The organism is Arthrobacter pullicola, assembly GCF_014836875.1.
Lineage (GTDB): Bacteria > Actinomycetota > Actinomycetes > Actinomycetales > Micrococcaceae > Arthrobacter_B > Arthrobacter_B pullicola.
This window is the reverse complement of sequence record NZ_JACSQC010000003.1, coordinates 1-20875: the sequence shown is the minus strand read 5'-3', so window position 1 is coordinate 20875 and position 20875 is coordinate 1. Positions and strand designations below refer to the sequence as shown.

Annotated in this window: 18 protein-coding genes and 3 tRNA genes; 8 read left to right on the top strand and 13 right to left on the bottom strand. The window is 64.0% G+C overall.

The genetic code is table 11. The features are described 5' to 3' along the window. Nucleotides 1-4: 4 nt before the first annotated feature. The 5 genes from clpX to H9638_RS06345 all read right to left on the bottom strand — a co-directional run bounded on the left by clpX (nucleotide 5) and on the right by H9638_RS06345 (nucleotide 4635). Nucleotides 5-1297: an ATP-dependent Clp protease ATP-binding subunit ClpX gene (gene clpX / locus H9638_RS06365; protein WP_191746395.1), complete on the bottom strand. Its 1293-nt coding sequence runs from the start codon at nucleotides 1295-1297 to the stop codon at nucleotides 5-7. A 230-nt stretch (nucleotides 1298-1527) separates the two neighbouring features. Beyond that, nucleotides 1528-2199, bottom strand: a complete 672-nt coding sequence (locus H9638_RS06360) for an ATP-dependent Clp protease proteolytic subunit (protein WP_191746394.1) — start codon at nucleotides 2197-2199, stop codon at nucleotides 1528-1530. A gap of 44 nt (nucleotides 2200-2243) precedes the next feature. Beyond that, nucleotides 2244-2855, bottom strand: coding sequence for an ATP-dependent Clp protease proteolytic subunit (locus H9638_RS06355; protein ID WP_191746808.1), 612 nt, complete (start codon nucleotides 2853-2855; stop codon nucleotides 2244-2246). Nucleotides 2856-3141: 286 nt separating this feature from the next. Next, a complete protein-coding gene (gene tig / locus H9638_RS06350; protein WP_191746393.1) occupies nucleotides 3142-4506 on the bottom strand; it encodes a trigger factor in 1365 nt (454 codons plus the stop codon). Between the two features lie 55 nt (nucleotides 4507-4561). Next, a tRNA-Pro gene (locus tag H9638_RS06345) sits at nucleotides 4562-4635 on the bottom strand. Between the two features lie 150 nt (nucleotides 4636-4785). On the opposite strand from H9638_RS06345, the gene H9638_RS06340 reads away from it, so the two are divergent. Next, nucleotides 4786-4859: transfer RNA gene (locus H9638_RS06340), tRNA-Gly, on the top strand. Nucleotides 4860-4942: 83 nt separating this feature from the next. On the opposite strand, the gene H9638_RS06335 is transcribed toward H9638_RS06340, so the two are convergent. Together H9638_RS06335 and H9638_RS06330 are read right to left on the bottom strand one after the other, a co-directional pair. Then, on the bottom strand, nucleotides 4943-5833 hold the full coding sequence (locus tag H9638_RS06335) for an Fpg/Nei family DNA glycosylase (RefSeq protein ID WP_191746392.1): 891 nt from the start codon (nucleotides 5831-5833) through the stop codon (nucleotides 4943-4945). Continuing rightward, nucleotides 5833-6309: a ribose-5-phosphate isomerase gene (locus H9638_RS06330; protein WP_191746391.1), complete on the bottom strand. Its 477-nt coding sequence runs from the start codon at nucleotides 6307-6309 to the stop codon at nucleotides 5833-5835. Before H9638_RS06330 ends, H9638_RS06335 begins: the two co-directional genes overlap by 1 nt. A gap of 217 nt (nucleotides 6310-6526) precedes the next feature. Between H9638_RS06330 and H9638_RS06325 the strand changes: the two genes are divergently transcribed. From H9638_RS06325 to H9638_RS06305, 5 genes are all read left to right on the top strand, one after another. Further along, on the top strand, nucleotides 6527-9484 hold the full coding sequence (locus H9638_RS06325; RefSeq protein WP_191746390.1) for a zinc-dependent metalloprotease family protein: 2958 nt from the start codon (nucleotides 6527-6529) through the stop codon (nucleotides 9482-9484). Between the two features lie 161 nt (nucleotides 9485-9645). Next, the gene (gene pepN / locus H9638_RS06320) at nucleotides 9646-12198 is read left to right on the top strand and encodes an aminopeptidase N (RefSeq protein WP_191746389.1); all 2553 of its coding nucleotides are present in this window, start codon (nucleotides 9646-9648) and stop codon (nucleotides 12196-12198) included. A gap of 83 nt (nucleotides 12199-12281) precedes the next feature. Beyond that, nucleotides 12282-12749: an OsmC family protein gene (locus H9638_RS06315; protein WP_191746388.1), complete on the top strand. Its 468-nt coding sequence runs from the start codon at nucleotides 12282-12284 to the stop codon at nucleotides 12747-12749. A gap of 60 nt (nucleotides 12750-12809) precedes the next feature. Continuing rightward, nucleotides 12810-13478: a mechanosensitive ion channel family protein gene (locus tag H9638_RS06310; RefSeq protein ID WP_191746387.1), complete on the top strand. Its 669-nt coding sequence runs from the start codon at nucleotides 12810-12812 to the stop codon at nucleotides 13476-13478. A gap of 26 nt (nucleotides 13479-13504) precedes the next feature. Beyond that, the gene (locus H9638_RS06305; protein WP_318241827.1) at nucleotides 13505-13921 is read left to right on the top strand and encodes a globin; all 417 of its coding nucleotides are present in this window, start codon (nucleotides 13505-13507) and stop codon (nucleotides 13919-13921) included. Nucleotides 13922-13934: 13 nt separating this feature from the next. Here the strand turns inward: H9638_RS06305 and H9638_RS06300 are convergent, their stop codons facing one another. After that, nucleotides 13935-14603, bottom strand: a complete 669-nt coding sequence (locus tag H9638_RS06300; RefSeq protein ID WP_191746386.1) for a hypothetical protein — start codon at nucleotides 14601-14603, stop codon at nucleotides 13935-13937. After that, entirely contained in the window at nucleotides 14603-15097 is a 495-nt protein-coding gene (locus H9638_RS06295) for an acyl-CoA thioesterase (RefSeq protein ID WP_191746385.1), read from the bottom strand. The genes H9638_RS06300 and H9638_RS06295 overlap by 1 nt, the downstream gene beginning before the upstream one ends. 193 nt (nucleotides 15098-15290) lie before the next feature. Between H9638_RS06295 and H9638_RS06290 the strand changes: the two genes are divergently transcribed. Further along, nucleotides 15291-16187: an acyl-CoA thioesterase gene (locus H9638_RS06290; protein WP_191746384.1), complete on the top strand. Its 897-nt coding sequence runs from the start codon at nucleotides 15291-15293 to the stop codon at nucleotides 16185-16187. Between the two features lie 73 nt (nucleotides 16188-16260). On the opposite strand, the gene ettA is transcribed toward H9638_RS06290, so the two are convergent. The 4 genes from ettA to H9638_RS06270 all read right to left on the bottom strand — a co-directional run bounded on the left by ettA (nucleotide 16261) and on the right by H9638_RS06270 (nucleotide 19573). Then, entirely contained in the window at nucleotides 16261-17943 is a 1683-nt protein-coding gene (ettA, locus tag H9638_RS06285; RefSeq protein ID WP_066297162.1) for an energy-dependent translational throttle protein EttA, read from the bottom strand. A 124-nt stretch (nucleotides 17944-18067) separates the two neighbouring features. After that, nucleotides 18068-18592 (bottom strand): DUF6993 domain-containing protein, encoded by a 525-nt coding sequence (locus H9638_RS06280; RefSeq protein WP_191746383.1) that lies wholly within the window; start codon nucleotides 18590-18592, stop codon nucleotides 18068-18070. Between the two features lie 101 nt (nucleotides 18593-18693). Continuing rightward, entirely contained in the window at nucleotides 18694-19242 is a 549-nt protein-coding gene (locus H9638_RS06275) for a single-stranded DNA-binding protein (protein WP_191746382.1), read from the bottom strand. Between the two features lie 258 nt (nucleotides 19243-19500). After that, a tRNA-Arg gene (locus H9638_RS06270) sits at nucleotides 19501-19573 on the bottom strand. Nucleotides 19574-19862: 289 nt separating this feature from the next. Here H9638_RS06270 and H9638_RS06265 point away from each other — a divergent pair. Next, nucleotides 19863-20702 (top strand): DUF4397 domain-containing protein, encoded by an 840-nt coding sequence (locus H9638_RS06265; RefSeq protein ID WP_191746381.1) that lies wholly within the window; start codon nucleotides 19863-19865, stop codon nucleotides 20700-20702. Nucleotides 20703-20875: the final 173 nt, after the last annotated feature.

Here is a 20875-nt window from a genome sequence, read left to right as displayed (position 1 = left end):
GGCGCTAGGCGGACTTGTTCCTCCGCTTGGCGATCACGTCATGGGATATCAGGGTGGGTTCTGCCTTCTCCGTCACCGCTTCGCGGCTGATGACGACGCGGGCAATGTCCTCACGGCTCGGCAGGTCGAACATGACCGGCAGGAGCACCTCTTCGAGGATGGCGCGCAGGCCGCGGGCTCCGGTGCCCCGCTCCAGTGCCTGATCCGCGATGGCCTCTAGCGCTTCGGGATCGAAGGCCAGTTCGATGCCGTCCAGCTGGAACATCTTCTGGAACTGCTTGACCAGGGAGTTCTTGGGTTCCGTGAGGATCTGGATCAGCGCGGTGCGGTCCAGGTTGGAGACGGTGGTGATGACCGGCAGCCGCCCGATGAATTCGGGGATGAGCCCGAACTTCAGCAGGTCCTCCGGCATCACCTCCGCGTAGGAATCGGTACCCTTACTGGCTTCATTCAGGGGCGCACCGAAGCCGATACCCTTCCGGCCGGAACGCGAACCGATGATTTCTTCCAGGCCTGCGAAGGCACCGGCCACAATAAAGAGCACGTTGGTCGTGTCGATCTGGATGAATTCCTGGTGCGGATGTTTCCGCCCGCCCTGCGGCGGAACCGAGGCGACGGTACCTTCCAGGATCTTCAGCAGCGCCTGCTGCACGCCTTCGCCGGAGACATCCCGTGTGATGGACGGGTTTTCACTCTTCCGCGAGATCTTGTCGATCTCATCGATGTAGATAATTCCCTGCTCGGCCTTTTTGACGTCGTAGTCCGCGGCTTGGATGAGCTTGAGCAGGATGTTCTCCACATCCTCACCGACGTAGCCTGCTTCGGTCAGGGCCGTGGCATCAGCGACGGCGAACGGCACGTTCAGCCGGCGGGCCAGGGTTTGGGCCAGGTAGGTCTTGCCGCAGCCGGTGGGGCCGATCAGCAGGATGTTCGACTTGCCGATCTCCACGTCTTCAGTGCCGACGGCATCGGCGAGGTTGCCGGGGCCACGGCTGGCGTGACCCGACTGGATGCGCTTGTAGTGGTTGTACACGGCGACGGCGAGGGAGCGCTTGGCCGGTTCCTGGCCGATCACGTACTCCTGCAGCGAGTCGAAAATCTCTCGGGGCTTGGGCAGGACGAAGGAATCACCCTCGGCTACTTCGGAGAGTTCTTCCTCGATGATTTCATTGCAGAGTTCGATGCACTCATCGCAGATGTAGACGCCGGGGCCGGCAATGAGCTTGCGCACCTGCTTCTGGCTCTTTCCGCAGAAAGAGCACTTGAGCAGATCTGCGCTCTCACCAATGCGAGCCATAATTCTGTCCCCTTTAGATGGTCCTTCGTCAGCGGTTCTCGTACGAATGACGTGCCGGAAGGAAAAGCGTGCCAGTCAACCATGTTCCACTCTAGGACACTTGGGTGAGGTAATCAGCAACCCAGAAGCCCGTGGTGCGGTTTTTCCGCGCCACGGGCTTCCTCGGTGCAGCCCGGAGGGCTGGTGCCGCGCCGCCGGTGGTCCGGCCGAAACGGTGCCGCTAACCCTTATCAGGCCTTGTTGATTGCCGGGGTCTTGATCTTGCGGGAGTCGAGCACCTGGTCGATCAGACCGTATTCCAGGGCGCCGGCCGCGGTGAGGATCTTATCGCGCTCGATATCCCGGTTCACTTCCTCGGACGTCTTGTTCGAGTGCAGTGCCAGGGTGTCCTCCAGCCAGGTGCGCATGCGCATGACCTCTGCTGCCTGGATTTCCAGGTCGGAGGCCTGCCCGCGCTCCCCGCCGCCAAGGGCCGGCTGGTGGATCAGGACACGTGCGTTCGGAAGGGCCAGCCGCTTGCCCGGCGTACCGGCGGCCAGCAGGACGGCGGCGGCGCTGGCTGCCTGGCCCAGGCAGACGGTCTGGATCTCCGGCCGGATGTACTGCATGGTGTCGTAGATGGCCGTCATGGCCGTGAACGATCCGCCGGGAGAGTTGATGTACAGGGTAATGTCCCGGTCCGGGTCAGTGGATTCCAGCACCAGCAGCTGAGCCATGACGTCATCGGCCGATGCGTCGTCAACCTGGACGCCCAGGAAGATGATGCGGTCTTCGAAGAGCTTGGTGTACGGGTCCTGGCGCTTGAAGCCGTACGGCGTGCGCTCTTCGAACTGGGGCAGTACGTAGCGGCTGGACGGCATCTGCGATGCCGTGCTGCCGGGGGTTCCGAAATTGTGGTTCATTGCTTTACTCCTGAAGTCTGAGATGCGCTGGGCGGAAGCGGGGGTTATTCCTGCTCGCCCTGCTCCTGGTTGGTTCCGCCGCCGCCGGTAACGCCGCCGGCGTGGGCCGAGATCTTGTCGAAGAAGCCGTAGGCAAGGCCCTCTTCTGCGGTGAACCACTTGTCGCGGTCATTGTCCTTCAGGATCGTCTCCACGCTCTGGCCGGTCTGCTCGGCGGTGAGCTCGGCCATGACCTGCTTCATGTGCAGGATCAGTTCGGCCTGGATGCGGATGTCCGATGCGGTGCCGCCGATGCCGCCGGAGGGCTGGTGCATCAGGATCCGTGCGTGCGGGGTGGCGTAGCGCTTGCCCTTGGTGCCGGAGGAGAGCAGGAACTGGCCCATGGAGGCGGCCAGGCCGGTAGCGACCGTGACGACGTCGTTCGGGATGAACTGCATCGTGTCGTAGATCGCCATGCCGGCAGTCACGGACCCGCCGGGAGAGTTGATGTAGAGGAAGATGTCCTTTTCGGGGTCCTCGGCGGAGAGGAGCAGGAGCTGGGAGCAGATCGCGTTGGCGTTATCGTCCCGGACTTCCGAGCCGAGCCAGATGATCCGTTCCTTCAGCAGCCGGTTGTAGATGTAGTCATCCCGGCTGGCCGGGTCCACAGTAGCCATAGTGGGTGTGCTGGGTGCATTTGCCATACTGAGTGACCTCTCGCTCTGGCGGTAAAACGGGCCCGCTGTGCACCGGGCCGGCGTCCGCCGTTTATCTCTCCTTGGACACTAACCTCTCCGATGCGGCTTTTGCTCCCGTTACGCGCGCTGTTCGCTGACGGCGCACGGTGGCTCCGTGGCGAGCAGGCAGCGCCAGCCCCCCTCCGGCCTGCGCGTTAAAGCACGAAGCACCGCAGCCAGTGCTGCGGTGCTTCGTGGACTGCCGGACAGCCCGGCGGAGGGAAGGCTAAGCCTTGTCCTCGGTGGTTTCTTCGGCGGCCTCGGCGGAATCGGCGGCTTCTGCTGCTGCTTCTTCACCTTCCGGGCGGACGAATGCGCTGAGGTCGACCTCGGCACCGGTGGTGTCGGTGACCTTGGCGAGTTCGAGGACCTTGGCGAGTGCCTTGCGGCGGCGGACTTCGCCAACCATCATCGGAACCTGGCCACCCTGGTCGATCAGCTGGGCGAACTGGTTCGGATCCATGCCGTACTGGCTGGCCATGGAGACGATGTAGTCGATGAGCTCGTTCTGGTTGACTCCGACCTCTTCCTTGTCCGCTACTGCGTCAAGGATGATTTCGTTCTTGAAGGCCTGCTCCGTGTTGGTGCGGATCTCGGCACGGTGTTCTTCCGTGTCGTGGTCCTCGCCTGCGGCGTGCTCGGAGTCAGAGTTGAAGTGCTGCTCAAGCTGCTCTTCGATGACGGATTCCGGAACCGGAACCTCGACCATTTCCAGGAGCTTTTCCAGAACCTTGTCGCGGGCTTCGACGCCCTGCTCCATGACCTTGGACTCAGCAGCGCGCTTGGCCAGGTCTTCGCGGAGTTCAGCGATGGTGTCGAATTCGCTGGCGAGCTGGGCGAAATCGTCGTTGGCTTCGGGGAGTTCGCGCTCCTTGACGGCCTTGACGGTGACGGTGACCTCGGCGTCGGACCCTGCGTGCTCGCCGCCGGCCAGCTTGGTGTTGAAGGTAGCGGACTCATCCGTGGACAGACCGGTGACAGCCTCGTCCATGCCCTCGAGCATGGTTCCGGCACCAACCTGGTAGGACAGGTCTGCGGCCGAATCGACCTCTTCGCCGTCAACCTTGGCAACCAGGTCCATGGTGAGGAAATCGTTCTCGGCGGCCGGGCGGTCGACGGACTTCAGCGTGCCAAAGCGGCCGCGCAGTTCATCCAGTGCCTTCTCGATGTCGGCGTCGCCGGCTTCTGCGGCCTCGACGGTGACCTCGATGCCGGCGTAGTCCGGGAGCTCGATCTCGGGGCGGATGTCCAGCTCGACGTTGAAGACCAGCTGGCCCTCATCGGAAGTGGGATCCGGTACTTCGCTGATTTCCACCTCGGGGCGGCTGAGCGGACGGATGCCCGTTTCCTGGACAGCTGCCTGGTAGAAGCCGTTGAGGCCGTCATTGATGGCGGTTTCCAGGACGTAGCCACGGCCAACGCGCTGATCGATGAGCTGGTTGGGGACCTTGCCCTTGCGGAAGCCCGGGACCTGCACCTGGGTGGCGATGGTCTTGTAGGCCTCGTCGATGCTCGGCTTCAGTTCCTCAAGCGGAACTTCAACGTTGAGCTTTACCCGCGTGGGTGTGAGGTTTTCTACAGCGCTCTTCACAGCGTTAGTTCTCCTGAGGGGTCTGGGGTTGATCTGCACCGTCGTTTATACAGAGTCGGGGTGACAGGATTTGAACCTGCGACTTCCTGCTCCCAAAGCAGGCGCTCTTCCAAGCTGAGCTACACCCCGTCAGTGCACCTGACAGCCTACCGGCATTGCAAGTCCGATGCACAATTCCGGGATGCCGAACCCCATGTTGAACGCCTGATACCGGTGGTGACGCCACCGATTATTCATCCACCGAAAAGCCGTGTAAAGTAAATCCTGCCTTACGGCGCCGGGGATGTAGCTCAATGGTAGAGCCTCAGTCTTCCAAACTGATTACGCGGGTTCGATTCCCGTCATCCCCTCCAAATAAAAACCAGAAAAAGGTCCCGGACCACCTGATTGAGCGAGAGCTCAAGGGTGTGCCGGGATTTTTTTGCATGCAGGCGTCCTACCGTTCCTGGCAGGACACGCACCAGTACAGTTTCCGCGCAGCCATCTCAGTCATGGCAACCTCCGTGCCGCAGATCCGGCAAGGCAGGCCCTGGCGTTTGTAGACATAGTGGGCTTCCGCTGCGGGAACCGGCGCGGAGTCATCATTCCGGTGCTCCGGCCGGGTCGTAATAATCCGGCCCGCAGCGACGCCGTCGGCCATGACCGAGACAACATCGTTCCATAAATCCAGTGCCTGGTCCCGGCGCAGGGTTTTCCCCGTCCGCCACGGAGAGACCTGCTGGCGGAACAGGACTTCGGCCCGGTAGACGTTGCCGACGCCGGCAAGCACCTCCTGGTTCATCAGCAGCAGGCCAACAGGAGAGGCCCGCGCAGTCAGACGCCGCACGAATTCATCGGAATCTGCCTCCGGCTGCAGCGGATCCGGCCCCAGCTTTGCCAAGGCAGCCCGCTGCTCCCCGGGCGTGATGACCTCGCAGGCTGTCGGACCGCGGAGGTCCGCCCAGCCGTGTCCGGAGACCAGCCGGACCCGGACGGCGCCCTTGGGCGGCGGCGGACCAGCGTAGGTGTCACCGCCGCCGCCGTCGTCAGCCACCTCCCGCTCCCCCACCCGGCGCGGGGCGCCGATGCTGGAGGCACCGCGGAAGGTCTGGTCCCCGCCGAAGTCGAAGGCACCATAGAGTCCCAGGTGGATCCGCAGGAAGAGTTCATTGTCGAATTCCAGGAACAGCTGCTTGCCGTGGGCCGTGGCACCCACCAGGACCTGTCCATCCAGCCGTGCCGCACCAGCGGCGAACCTGCCCTGGGGGCTGGAAACGGAGAGCTGCTGCCCGGCAAACACCGAGGTGAACTGCCGGGCGAGGCGGTGAATGGAATGACCTTCGGGCATCAGCTTGCGGCGATGCTGCCGGTGACCTCGTACTCAGCGATCTGCGCGATGCGGCGGATGTGCCGTTCTGCCTCGCTGAAGGGTTCTTCCAGGAACGCGTCAATGATTTCCGTTGCCTCGGCCAGGGAATGCTGGCGTCCGCCCACCGCCACGACGTTCGCGTCATTGTGCTGGCGTGCCAGCCGTGCCGTGTCCAGGTTCCAGGCCAGCGCCGCCCTGACACCCCGGACCTTGTTCGCAGCGATCTGTTCGCCGTTGCCCGACCCGCCCAGAACAATGCCCAAGGCGCTGACACCCGACTCCTGATCCACGACGACGGCGGCTGCCGCATTAATGCAGAAGGCCGGGTAATCGTCTTCCGCGTCATACTCCCGGGGTCCGTGGTCTACGACGTCGTAGCCCTTGGCGGCGAGGTGCTCCTGCAGGTGTGCTGAAAGTTCGAGTCCGGCATGGTCGGTTGCGATGTGGACGCGCATTGGTTTCCGTTCATTGGAAGGACGTTGGCGGGACTGCCACATCAAGCCTAGCTTTTTTGCCGCTGTGTCTTCGAAACCGGTAACGCTGACGCGATGACGGCCGATAGCGGAGGGTGCAGGTGGTTTCGCTGGAAATGGGCTTTCCTCCGGTAGGTGGAAAGCCCCGGCCTGACCACTGCGCCCGGACCCGGATTTAACCCGCTATGCAAGGACCGCCATGAAAACCGGAAAACTCGCCCTACTTGCGACGCTGCTGTCCGCGCTGACGCTGGGCAGCCTGGTGCCGCCGGCCGCAGCAGCGGAGCAGCCGGTTCAGGAGACAGTGTCCCCGGCGGCCGAAGCACCGGGTAGCGAACCGGCACCTGCGCAGGATCAGTCAGCACCGCTGCAGTCCTTGCCCTCGGCAGTCAGCGACCCGGATACAGCCCCCGAAGCGACGGTTCTGCCCTCACCTGAGGTTTCCCTTCCTCCGGTGGAAGCCGTCCCGTCAGAGTCCGGCGAGAGTTCCGGCGAAGCGGAGGATGACGGGTACGAATATGTTCCCGTAGGTGAGGGCCATGTGGTTCCGGGACCGGATTCGCCGCTGATTACCGAAGCGGACGGAAGCGTTCACCCTGCCGTCGAATCCGGGGAGAATGAGCACGCACCGTCTGCCCGAAGCGCGGAGGATCCGGCCAGTATGCTCTCGGCAGTGGCCAGGGCTGGAAACATCAAGGTGACTCTCGTCCGGGCCACAGTGCACGGCAACGGGAACCTGGTGGATTTGACTGCCGCGAGGAACTCCATTTCGAGTGCCAGTTCCTACTGGCGTGCCATGTCCAATAACCGGCTATCCATGTCGATCGCGTCGGAGAAGGTGCATTACAGTGCCTCGGCATATGCCAACGACGACTACGCCACCATGATGAACAAGATTGCCCGTGAGCTGAAGTGGGTGGATAACCCCTACACCGCGCTGGTGGTGTTCGTGCCGACTGCGGATCTGAAATCCGGCGGCTACGGCGGCATTCTCGGAGGCGGCTGGACCGTCGGTGGTACTGCGGGCCGGATCCTGATGCCCGCTCCGTCCGCCTTCACCAACAACGTTGTCACCCACGAAGTGGGGCATGTGCTCGGGCTGCTGCATGCCAATAGCCTGCAGTGCACCAACGGGAGGTCAGACGTCAGCCGGGCCGCGAACGGGCGCTGGAGCGACGGAGCCTGCAGCAGCCGGGAATACGGCGACACCACGGATCTGATGGGCTCGGCCCAGTACAACCAGCCGGTGATCAACTCGTATTTCTGGGATGTCGGCAAGTTCGGCAACGGCAACGAGGTTCTGAACGCCGGCCGGATCTCCGGCTCCAAAACCTATACTCTCCGCCCGTGGGGCGGGTCGGGCACGAACCGCGCGGTGAAGTTCACCGACCCCGTATCCGGTGAGGTGTACTACCTGGAACTGCGCCAGCCGGCTGGCTACGACCAGTATCTTCAGTGGGGGCCTGCAGGCAACCGCGGCGTCAAAATCGTCAAGGCTGACGCAGTCAACACGTGGTCCGTCTTCTCCCTCATCATTCCACCGTCCACCCGTCCCTTCGCCGGTTACTACAACACCAACCATGCGTGGCAGGCGGGGCAGACCTTCACAACCCATACGGGGACGATCATCAGGATCAACTCGGTAACTGCGGACTCCGCCTCGGTGACAATCGGCACGGAGCCTTCGATTCCGTCCGTAGCGGACCTCGTGGCCATCGATCCGTCGGGAAACCTGGTGAACTACCGGTCCAATGCCAGCGGAGGGTTCTCGGGGACTCGTCAGATCGGTACCGGATGGTCAGGAACCGTCTCAGCTCATTCCGTCGATTGGAACGGTGACGGCGTTCTGGACCTGGTGGCCCAGACCTCCGGCGGGACGCTCAATGTCTACTACGGCTACAAGACGGGTGGCTTCAGCGGTCCCGCCACCATCGGGGAAGGCTGGTCAGGCCTCCGCATTACGGTTGGCAAGTGGGCTGCCGGCGATTCCCTGCCCGGCGTGATCGCGGTGGACACTCGCGGGCGGGCGTGGTCCTACCGCAATAGGTCCGGCGGCTACCTATCTCCCGGTTCCGTCATTGCCACTGGATACGACCCAAAGAATTTCGCAATTACGGACATGAATAAAGACGGCGTCCCAGAACTCGTGTCCACGATGAATAACGGGACCCTTGTCTCCAGGAAAAGGACCTCGGCCGGGGCTGCCGGAGCGCAGGTCCAGATCGGGGTCGGCTGGCACAATGCGACGAGCATTAGGGCTGCAGTTGATTTTAACGGCAAGGGTAGCCGTGGATTGCTGGCAACGTTCACCGACGGCAAGCTCGCCTATTACAACTCCAACGGCACCGGCTGGTCGGGATCCTGGACTGCCGGCACCGGCTGGAACGGCTTCCTCCCTCTCGGCACGCAGCGTGCCCCGGGGCCGGGTCCATCAATTGCTGCAGCAGACATCGTCACCCTTACAGGGGGATACCTTCAGCGATACGCCGCCAAACTGAATGGGGTCTTGGACAAACCGGTAAGAATCGGTGAGGGTTTCCACGCCGTGCAGTCCTTTCACACGGTTGATTGGAACAGGGACGGCGTGATGGATGTCCTAGTCCAGTGGGAGGAAGGCACTCTGACCGTTTTCTATGGAGCAGCGACTGGCGGATTCGCCTCGTCCCGGACCGTAGGCGTGGGATGGGGAGGCCTGACAATTTCATTGGACCGTCCGGCCAACGGATTGCCCGGAATTCTTGGGATAGATGCAATGGGCAATCTCCGCAGTTACGTCAATGTTGATGGTGTTTCCCTGCTGCAAGGCGGCGGCATTGTGGGAGTTGGCTGGTCTGGTTTGCGCATCCAGGTGCTTGATTGGGACGGGGACGGCATTAGCGATGTACTTGCAGCTGCCCCCAACGGTGACATGCGTTTCTACCGGCGCACGGTGGGCGGCTATTTCATTCAAGGAGCCCAGACAATCGGCTCCGGCTGGGACAGCATGAACAGCATTTCGGTTGGAACGGATCTCACGGGCAACGGCGGGATGAGTCTGGTAGCCCGCAGCAAAAAGGGCGACCTGTATAACTACGCAATACTGGGGTCAGGGCGCTGGGGAACGGTCCAAAAGCTTGGCGAGACTTGGACGAATCTCCGCATTGCAGGCGCGCGCTGACTTCCGTAAAGCAAGCCACGGACCGGCCGCTAGCCATATCCTTGCTTCCACCTGTTGCGTCGAAGAGTGAGAGAATGTTGCAATTGTTCACTTGACGCCGCCGGGTTCCAGAAGGACCGGCGGCTGCACTCTCCACTTCGAAAGGCTCTACCTTGCCAGGTATGAATCTCACCCGCACTGAAGCACGTGTCCGGGCAGAACTGATCGATGTCGAGTCATACGACATCAACCTGGATCTGACCCGTGGCGACGAAGTCTTCGGAAGCACAACCGTGGTGCGGTTCTCCGCGGCCCAGGGCGCCTCCACTTTCATCGACGCCGTCACGGCGAACGTTCACCGGATCACGCTTAACGGCGTCAGCCTGGATCCTGAAACCGTTTCTGACGGGGTGCGTATCCAGCTGCCCGATCTTGCCGCGTCCAATGAACTGGTGGTGGAAGCCGAGGCGTTCTATATGAACACCGGTGAGGGCCTGCACCGCTTCGTGGACCCGGTGGATAACGAGGTTTACCTCTACTCACAGTTCGAGGTCCCGGATTCACGGCGCGTATTCGCCGTCTTCGAGCAGCCTGATCTCAAGGCCACCTTCCGGTTCACCGTCACGGCCCCGGCCCACTGGGACGTCATCTCCAACTCCCCCACCCCCGAGCCGGTTGCGGCCGACGCCGCAGACAACGAGCACCCGCGCGCGACCTGGTCCTTCGAGCCGACTCCGCGGATCTCTTCCTACATCACCGCCCTGATCGCCGGCCCCTACCAGTCCGTCCGGTCCGAGCTCACCAGCTCCGACGGGCGAACCATTCCGCTTGGTGTGTTCGCCCGCCGCTCCCTGATGGAATTCCTCGACGCCGAGAACATCTTCGAACTCACCCGGCAGGGCTTTGCCTTCTACGAAGCCCAGTTCGGCACGCCTTACCCCTTCGAGAAGTACGACCAGCTGTTTGTGCCGGAATTCAACGCCGGAGCCATGGAGAACGCCGGGGCAGTCACCTTCCTGGAAAGCTATGTCTTCCGCTCCCGCGTTCCGGATGCCACGGTGGAGCGGCGCGCCATCACGATCCTCCATGAGCTCGCCCACATGTGGTTCGGGGACCTGGTGACCATGCGCTGGTGGAACGACCTTTGGCTCAACGAGTCCTTCGCCGAGTTCATGTCCGCGCTGGCAGCGGCGGAGGCTACCGAGTTCAAACAGGCGTGGACCACGTTCGCGTCAATGGAAAAGGCCTGGGCCTACCGGCAGGACCAGCTGCCCACCACGCACCCCATCGTCGCTGAGATCCGCGATCTCGAAGACGTCCTGGTGAATTTCGACGGCATCACCTATGCCAAGGGCGCTTCCGTCCTGAAGCAGCTGGTGGCCTGGGTTGGCCAGGATAAATTCATGCAGGGTGTTCGCGAGTACTTTGGAAAGCACTCCTGGGCCAATACCGAGCTCTCCGATCTCCTCTCCGAACTTGAGGCGGCCAGCGGCCGGGACCTCGGCGAATGGTCTGCCAAGTGGCTCGAGACGGCCGGGGTCAACACCCTGCGCCCGGAGCTGGAGGTGGACGGCGACGGCGTCATCACCTCCTTCGCGGTCCGGCAGACCGCCGTCGCGGAGTACCCCACGCTTCGCCCGCACCGTCTGGCCATTGGGTTCTATGATGCGGACGAAGATGGAAAGCTGCGCCGCAGCCACCGCATTGAACTTGACGTCGACGGCGAACGCACCGAGGTGCCTGAACTGGCCGGACGTGCCCGCCCGGACCTGCTGCTGCTGAACGACGACGACCTGGCCTACGCCAAGATCCGGCTCGACGACGTTTCCTGGCGCCTGGCCACCCGCAGGCTGCGCGACATCGCCGATTCCCTGCCCCGCACCCTGGTGTGGGCCTCCGCATGGGACGCAGCGCGCGACGGCGAAATCCCCGCCCGCAACTATGTTGAACTGGTCCTGCAGAACATCGCCTCTGAATCAGATTCCTCGGTAGTGCAGGTGCTGCTGCGGCAGCTTGCCACCACGCTTACGTTCTACGTGGCACCCGTTGACCGGCAGGCGATGACCGCTGCCGCCGCGGACAGCCTGTGGGACCTCAGCCGTGAAGCAGCCCCCGGATCGGATTCACAGCTCCAGTTCGTCAAGGCCTTTGCCTCCCACGCGGAATCCCCTGAGCAGCTTGATACGGTGGCATCCCTCCTCTCCGGCGACCTCACGCTGGACGGGCTGGAGGTAGGTTCCGACCTGCGCTGGGAGCTGCTCACAGCGTTGGTGGCCGGAGGGCGGATGGGCGAACCTGATATCGCAGCAGAACTCGAACGTGACGCAACCGCCACCGGTCAGCTCGCGGCTGCCGGAGCCCGCGCGGCTTTGCCCACCGCCGAAGCCAAGGCGGCTGCCTGGGACACCATTGTGGTCCGTTCCGACTTGCCCAACGCAGCCCAGCGCGCAGCGATCGGCGGGTTCAGCCGGGTCCATGACACGTCCCTGCTGGAGCCCTACGCAGACCGCTACTTCGATTCCCTCCGCGAGGTATGGGGCTCCCGCACCCACGAGATCGCGCAGCAGATCGTCGTCGGGCTCTACCCCTCCCGCCTGACCACCCAGGAAACGGTGGACCGCACCGATGCTTTCCTGGACTCCCTCGGGGAGGAAGCACCGGCTCTCCGCAGGCTGCTGCTGGAAAGCCGCGACGGCGTCGTCCGCGCGCTGAGGGCGCAGGCCGCAGACCGCTAAGACCGGCCTGTTGGCCCGAAAGGTTAAACACGGTGCCGCGGCTGCCTGTCCCGCCCACGGACCCCGCACGGTAGTTTGGAGCTGTGAATCTCTCTGAACACCGCTACGGTGTCTCCCTGGAATGGACCGGCAACCGCGGCACCGGCACGCAGACCTACCGCGGCTACGGGCGCGACCATGTGCTGCGTGCCCCGGGGCTGCCCGATCTGGCCGGGACCGCCGACCCAACGTTTCACGGCGACCGGGACCGGTGGAACCCGGAGCAGCTCCTGCTCTCGGCGCTGTCCCAGTGCCATATGCTCTCCTACCTGCACGTGGCAGTGAAGCACGGAATCAGCGTGATTTCCTACGAAGACGATGCGGAAGGAACGCTCCGGCTCAACCGCGACGGCAGCGGGGAATTTACCTCCGTGCTGCTGCGGCCCCGGGTCCGCATCGCCTCCGGAGATGCTGAGCTGGCAAACACCCTGCACGAAGAAGCGAACCGGGTGTGCTTCATCGCCCGCAGCGTAAACTTCCCCGTCCGGCACGAAGCCTCGATTGAACCTTAGCGGGAACGGGTAATCTGGGGACTACACCCCCTCCCCGATTTCAAAGGACGGCGCCCACCCGTGCACTTTCCCGCAACCGTAGAACCTGCAGCCATTGACGTAAGCGAGTTCGATTTCTCCGGGCTTCTGGAAGCAGGAATTATTCTCCTGGTCGGCCTCGTGGCCTGGCTCATTGCCCGCTACCTGATTTCCAAGGTCGTTGCGCGGGCGCAGAGGGGATCGGCGCTGTTCCGAACCGGCCGGCTCCGCTGGGCCCAGCCGGTCATGCGGAACCTCGATTCCAAGCGGCGGGCTCAGCGCGCTGACACCATTGGCGCCTTGCTGCGCAGCTCCGTCTCCGTGGCGATCTGGACGATCGTTGTCATCATGGTCCTCGGCGCGGTCGGCATCGATATCGCTCCCCTGCTGGCCAGCGTGGGAATCGTCGGCATCGCATTGGGCTTCGGTGCGCGGGAAATCATCCGCGACGCGCTGGCCGGGCTCTTCATCACCATGGAAGACCAGTACGGTATCGGCGACGTCATCGAAGTCGGTGACACCACCGGCACCGTCCAGTCCGTGGGCATCAGGATCACCCGGATCGTCGATGAGCGGGGAGTGATCTGGTACATCCGCAACGGCGAGTTCGCCAAGGTTGGCAACCGTTCCCAGGGACGGTTTGTGGACCCGGCTGCTGCGGAACTCAGCAGCGCACCGGCCGGGACGGCCAAGGAAGAGGACATGAAGTGAGCGAACAACCCCAGCGCCCGGCATCTCTGCCGTTGACGTCAGCCAATCCCGGCACCGGCTTTTCCCAGCCGGAGTACAACTTCTACGAGGCGGTCGGCGGCCATGACACCTTCGTGAAATTGGTGGATGTCTTCTACGAGGGCGTAGCGGAGGATCCGCTGATGCGGCCCATGTACCCCGAGGAGGACCTCGGGCCGGCGAAGGAGCGGCTGCTGATGTTCCTGGAACAGTACTGGGGCGGGCCCAAGACCTACGGCGAGCAGCGCGGGCATCCGCGGCTGCGGATGCGGCACATGCCGTTCCAGGTAACACCTGCTGCACGGGATGCGTGGCTTAGGCACATGCGCGCCGCTGTCGACTCGCTGGAACTTGCTCCCCTGCACGAGGCGACGCTTTGGGATTATCTGGACCGCGCTGCGCACTCCATGGTGAACTCCGCGTAACCGGCTCTCCGGCCTAGAACAGGAGTGACGGCGGACGCACCAGGATGTGACCACGTTCGGTGGAAAGCCGCAGCCATCTGCCGTTGCTGAACAATGCGGCCGTGGCGGCTCCGGCGGATTGCGGAAGGAACCCCAGGGTCAATGCCGCAAAGGCTGCACCTGTCGGCAGCGGCGCCCCGAGGCCGGGGATCGTTTCGTTCCACACCGGCCCCCGGACGCTGCTGACGACGGCGGCGCCGGGCTGGCCGGGCAGCCTGGCGGCTACTTCCAGGATGCCCCGGTGCGCTGTCTGCTCCAGCAGGGCAACGGGCACGTCTGCCTCCCGCTGCCAGCCGCTCCGCGGGGCGGCGATACCGGCCCAGCTCTCAGAGACCGTCATGGGAGGCACGGGCAGCTGCGTGTCTGTTTCCGCCATCCGCGCAAGCCTGTCTGCGACTGCCGCGAGGGCTACCGTGGTGTCCAGCTCGGCCGGTTCGGCCAGCGGCATGGCACGCATGCCGAGGATGGTGGGCATCCCTTCGCCCAGGACGCGTGGGCGCAGCACACAGACATACGCAGCCAGGGTGTTTCCAACCGCCTGCAGCCGGATTGCGCCGTCGTCGGCACTGCGTGCCCTGGACACAAAGTTCTTCAAATCTGCCCTGACCTGGGGATCGCCCAGCACGAGGTTCTGCGCCGGCATCAGTTCACCGCCCCGGCAGCGGCAGCGGCGCGCCGGAACGGGACGGGCCCATCCCGCCATCCTTCCAGGATCTCCCGCTGCCGGGCGGAGAGGGCCAGGGGCGCTCCGGTTTCCCGGCTGACCATCACCATGTCCGCTTCGGCAAGGGCGAAGACTGTTCCGCCGCCGGCGTCGGCGTCGGTGAGCCGAAACCCGTAGGCGAGGCTTGCTCCACCGATCCTGGTGACCCAGATCTCGATCCAGACCGGCTCCTGCCGGTAGGTCAGCGGCGTGCGGTATTCGATCTCCTGCCGTGCCACCAGTGTCACCCCGGCCTGGGCCGTCAGCGACCGGAAGTTCTGCGGCCCGCCGTCCGCACCGGCGCCCGGCAGCGGCAGAAGCGACAGGCGGACCCTGGCTTCCTCGAGGAACTGAACGTACCGGACATTGTTGACGTGACCGTTGGAGTCCTCGTCGCCAAAGCGCAGCTGGATGGGAAAGCGGTGGATAGCCATGGCATCCATCTTCTCAGGAAGGTTCAGGCAAGCACGAAAGCGGGCCTCACCGTCCGTGGCCGCAGCCCCCTCCACCGCCGCGGCTGCGAATGTTGGGCCTTGACCGCAGGTACGTCTAATCTCAAAGATGGGTCCCCGTGCCGGGACCGGTACCTTCACAGCCTCAGAAACTGCCTTCAAGGAGCAACTACCCATGGCATCAGCCGACAACTTTGATCCGACGGCCGCGCTGATTGACCTTCTGGATCTCAGCAATGCGGGCGGGGCAAAGACCGACGAGGACATCTTCGTCGGCGGTTCCCAGCACGAGCCGCGCAAGCGGGTCTTCGGCGGGCAGGTCCTTGGACAGTCGCTCGTGGCCGCCGCCCGGACAGTTCCGACCGACAGGCTGATGCACTCCATGCACGGCTACTTCCTCCGTCCGGGTGACACCGAAGTGCCGATCACTTTCGGAGTGGAGCGGCTCCGCGACGGCAGGTCCTTCTCTGCCCGCCGCACCCACGCCTACCAGAACGGCGTGCCCATCCTCTCCCTGATTGCCTCCTTCCAGGTTCCGGACGAAGGGCTCGCCCACCAGGAACCTATGCCGGAGGGCGTTCCGGATCCTGAGAGCCTGCCAACGACGGCGGATCTGCTGGCGTCCTTCGACCATCCGGTGGCCAAGGCCTGGTCCTATTACCGGCCCATGGACATCCGCCATGTGGACAAGCCCGTGTACTTCGAAACCGACCCTCACCGGACGGCACGCAACGCTGTCTGGATGAAGACTTTCGGTCCCATGCCCGATGACCAGAACCTGCACCGGGCCGCCCTGGCCTATGCCACCGATTACACTATCCTGGAGCCTGTCCTCCGCCGCCACGGCGTCTCCTGGGCCACCCCCGGCATGTCGGTGGCGAGCCTGGACCATGCCATGTGGTGGCACCGGCCGGTGCGTGTTGATGAATGGATGCTCTACGTCCAGGAGTCCCCCAGCGCTTCCGGCGCCCGCGGCCTGTCCACGGGCAGGATCTTCAACCGAGCAGGCCAGCTTGTCGCCACGATCGCGCAGGAGGGCATGATCCGGCTGCCGGAATCTGCCGAAGCCTAAAAGCCTCGCCTCCGGCCTTCCCGGCAAGCAAAACGCCCCCGTCAGCGACGGGGGCGTTTTACTTTCGTGCGTGCTAGTCGCGGGTCAGGCGGCGGTGCGTCACGCGGTGCGGCTTGGCTGCATCAGCGCCCAGCCGCTCCACCTTGTTTTCCTCGTAGGACTCAAAGTTGCCTTCGAACCAGTACCAGTTGCCGGGATTCTCGTCGGTGCCTTCCCACGCAAGGATGTGGGTTGCCACGCGGTCCAGGAACCAGCGGTCGTGCGATACGACGACGGCGCAGCCCGGGAACTCCAGGAGTGCGTTCTCCAGGCTGGAGAGCGTTTCCACGTCGAGGTCGTTAGTGGGCTCATCGAGCAGCAGCAGGTTTCCGCCCTGCTTCAGGGTCATGGCCAGGTTCAGGCGGTTACGCTCACCACCGGAGAGCACACCTGCCTTCTTCTGCTGGTCCGGCCCCTTGAACCCGAACGCGGAGACGTAGGCGCGGGACGGCATTTCGACCTGTCCGACCTGAATCCAGTCGTGTCCGTCGGAGACAACCTCCCACAGGCTCTTCTCCGGATCGATTCCGCCGCGTGACTGATCCACATAGGAAATCTTGACGGAGTCACCGATCTTGAGCTCTCCGCCGTCGAGCTCTTCCATACCAACGATCGTCTTGAAGAGCGTGGACTTACCCACACCGTTCGGGCCGATCACGCCAACAATGCCGTTGCGCGGCAACGAGAAGGACAGGCCGTCAATCAGCTTGCGGTCGCCGAAACCCTTTTGCAGGTTTTTGGCTTCCAGCACCAGCGAACCCAGGCGCGGGCCCGGCGGGATCTGAATCTCCTCGAAGTCCAGCTTGCGGGTGCGGTCTGCTTCGGCAGCCATCTCCTCATACCGGGCCAGGCGGGCCTTGGACTTGGTCTGGCGGCCCTTGGCGTTGGAGCGGACCCAGTCCAGTTCCTCCGTGAGGCGCTTGGCCAGCTTCTGGTCTTTTTTGCCCTGCACTTCGAGGCGCGCGCGCTTCTTCTCCAAATAGGTGGAGTAGTTACCCTCGTACGGGTAGAGGTGTCCGCGGTCTACTTCGGCGATCCACTGGGCCACGTGGTCCAGGAAGTACCGGTCGTGGGTCACGGCCAGGACGGCGCCATGGTAGGCGGACAGGTGCTGCTCGAGCCAAAGCACGCTCTCCGCGTCCAAGTGGTTGGTGGGCTCATCGAGGAGCAGGAGGTCAGGCTTCTGCAGCAGAAGCTTGCACAGCGCGACGCGGCGCCGCTCACCACCCGAAAGGAGGGTAACGTCGGCGTCGGCCGGCGGGCACCGCAGGGCATCCATGGCCTGTTCGAGCTGGGAATCAATGTCCCAGGCATCGGCAGCGTCAATGGCCTCCTGCAGCTTGCCCATTTCCTCCAGCAGGCTGTCGAAGTCCGCATCGGGCTCCGACATTGCCTCGGAAATTTCGTTGAAGCGCTGGATCTTTGCGTAGATCTCGCCAACGCCCTCCTGGACGTTGCCGAGTACGGTCTTTTCCTCATTCAGCGGCGGTTCCTGGAGCAGGATGCCCACGGAGTATCCAGCACTGAGCCGGGCCTCACCGTTGGAAGGGGTATCCAGTCCGGCCATGATCTTGAGGATGGTGGACTTACCGGCACCGTTAGGCCCCACCACGCCGATCTTGGCGCCGGGGTAGAAGGACATGCTTACGTCGTCGAGAATAACTTTGTCGCCAACGGCCTTTCGGGCCTTGGTCATCGTGTAGATAAATTCCGCCATGTTCTCAGGCTAGTGTGTCGATGCCACTAAGTGCCATTTGGTCCACAGCCCGGATCGGCAGGCGGATCCCCGGAAACCTGGGCTCGCTGCTCCTTCAACGTCCCTCGGCCCCGAAAGCCGGGACCTATCTGTCGTCTCCGATGAGGCACTGACCGCTTGAAAGCGCCGGAACCACTGTCACCGTAGCGCTTCCGCTGCGAACTTCTCCAAGCACGCACTGCCCGGCCACCGGGGCCCCTGCGACGATGGAGTCCACGGCGAGCCCGGTGGGGGTGATGTCCTGGGATACCTCGACTGCGTCGGGGCTGAACCCCGCAGCTGCGTAGGCCTCCCGGACGGCGTTCCGGGAGGGCGAAGGAGCCTGTGCGGCGAGAGCCTCGAGCTGTGTCTGCACGGCATCGGCTTCAGGAATCCAGGCCCGGGCCGGACCTGCTGCGCTTTCCCCGCTGCTGGATTTTGCCGGGATCGGCTGCTGTCCTTCCGCGGCGGGCCCTGCAGCCGCGCAGCCGGACAGCCCCAGCACCAGAAACGCCAGCGCAGCCGCGCCTGCAAGCCCCATCTGCCTGCGAATTCGGATGTCCGAACCTGTCCGGACCGGGGACGCCATCCCCGCAAACCCGGACTCCGCTGCCTGCCTCTGTGCATTCACCCCGTCATTCTGCCATGCACCGGGTGCTCGAAGAGCCGGAGAGAGGCGCCCCGGGTCCCCTCTGCGGGTGCGGTTGTGCAGTTGTCCCCGGCAGCTGAAGCTCAGTAAGCGGGTGCGGGCTCGCTCCCTTCTGCTGCTTCAACACCGTCCGGACTGAATCCGAGGCTGGTGCCCAATCCCCCACTGAAGTCATCGGTTCCTGCTGTCAGCAGCTCCCCGGTCTCCGGGTCCACGTCACCGGGCATGTCCCCTGCACTGTCGCCGGGGACATCCCGGAGCGACGAGGCGGCGCTGACATTTCTGCGGAAATTGGCCGTTCCCCACATCAGATCGTGCCCGATCGAATCCGCGTCGATATCAACGGACGTTCCACTGCGTCCGCCTTCAGTGGCCCACTGCCGGACGCGGAGCCGGCCGGTAACGATGACGCGGTCCCCTTTGTGGATGCTCACGCCGGCGTTGGTCGCCAGCTGCCGGAACATTGAGACGGAGTACCAGTTCGTATGCCCGTCTGCCCAGAGACTCGTTTCCCGGTCGAATCGCCTCTCTGTGGTGCACATCCGGAAACCGGCTATCGCCAGGCCACTCTCTGCCGTGGTGGTCCGGATCTCAGTTGCAACAAAACCGCGGAGGGTAATGGTGTCATTCATGGGTTTCCCCTTCTGCTGCTGTCGGCGCCGGTACCCAACGCCGGAATGATGCCGGCACGGTTGGCCGGTTCAGCCAGTGTGCTGGTCCGGGGCGGGGCCCTTGCGCGGCAGCAGCCGCAATGTGGATGGGGGCGAGTCAGCAGTCCCCTGTACACGGCTGGGGAGGACAAGTTGCCGCGCGGGGCATTGCCCGCCGCCTTGAGACCTTAAAACTGAAGCCTCCAGCCACGGCGTTGCCGGGCGGGAGGCTTCAAGGCGTGCCCCCGGCGCGACTCGAACGCGCAACCTACGGATTAGAAGGCCGTTGCTCTATCCATTGAGCTACGAGGGCAGACCAATCGATGATACTACGCACCTGCCGGCCCAGGCCGCAGGACGGCTGCCACCGCTGGGGCTTTGCTGCCCTGCGTCCGGAAGGCTGCCACGGCTTCACCTCCTCCAACCGCAGGCGGATTCGCCGCATCGTCCTGCTCTCTGGCGGAACCCCGGACGGGCAGGCAAGAAGGCCGGAGGAAAATATTTCGATGCTGCTGCATCCAAATACGGGTGCCCGGAAGTAAAGGAGATGTAGACCACAACAAAGCCGGACCTCAGACCGGCAAAAACCAGAGGAGAAAGCCATGCGCAGGACCGCCACACTATTCGCCGCAGCAGGACTGGCAGCCGGAGCAGGACTCGCAGCGGCTCCCGCAGCATCAGCTGCGGATGACGCCCAGCTCTCAGTTCTCCATGCGGTTCCCGGCACCACCGTGGACGTGTACGTCAACGGTGCCCTGACCCTTGACGATTTCACTCCGGGCTCCATGGCCGGACCCCTGCCCCTGCCGGCCGGAAGCTACGAGCTGGCGATTACCGCAGCGGATGCCGCTGATGCTTCCGCCCCCATCATCGGCCCGGTCTCGGCCAACCTTACGGCTGGCGGCAACTTCACCGCTGTCGCCAATCTGAGTGCGGACGGCACCCCGACGGCGAATGTGTACACCAACGATACGTCCACCATCGCGGCGGGCAAGGCCCACCTGACTGTCCGCCACGTCGCGGCCGCTCCGGCGGTCGATGTCCTGGCCAACGGCACTCCGGTGATCACGAATCTGGCCAACCCCGAGGAGAAGACCCTCCCGGTCGACGCCGGAACAATCTCGGCTTCCGTTGCCGCCGCAGGCACCACGGAGCCGGTGATCGGCCCGGCCGATCTCACGCTTCCTGAAGGTGTCCACACGATCGTCTATGCGTGGGGATCCCTTGAGGAAGGCAATCTGGCCCTGGCCACGCAGACTATCGCCGGCATGGAGAGCGCCCCCAGCGCTGTTCCCGGAGCACTGGCCGCAGACACTGCCCCCGACGGAACGGTGCTCGCTGCCGCGGGTGGCCTGACCCTCATGGCATTGGCCGGAAGCGCCGTGCTGGTCCGCCGGCGCAGCGCCGCCAAGGCAGAGGCAGCGGGGACCGTCTCCCGCTGACGGCCTCCGGCACCAGGCCAGCTGCCGTCTGGAAGGCCTGAAGGCCGCAAGGCCTGAAGGCCGCAAGGCCTGAAGGCCGCAAGGCCTGAAGGCCGCAAGGCCTGAAGGCCGCAAGGCCTGAAGGCCGCAAGGCCTGAAGGCCGCAAGGCCTGAAGGCCGCAAGGCCTGAAGGC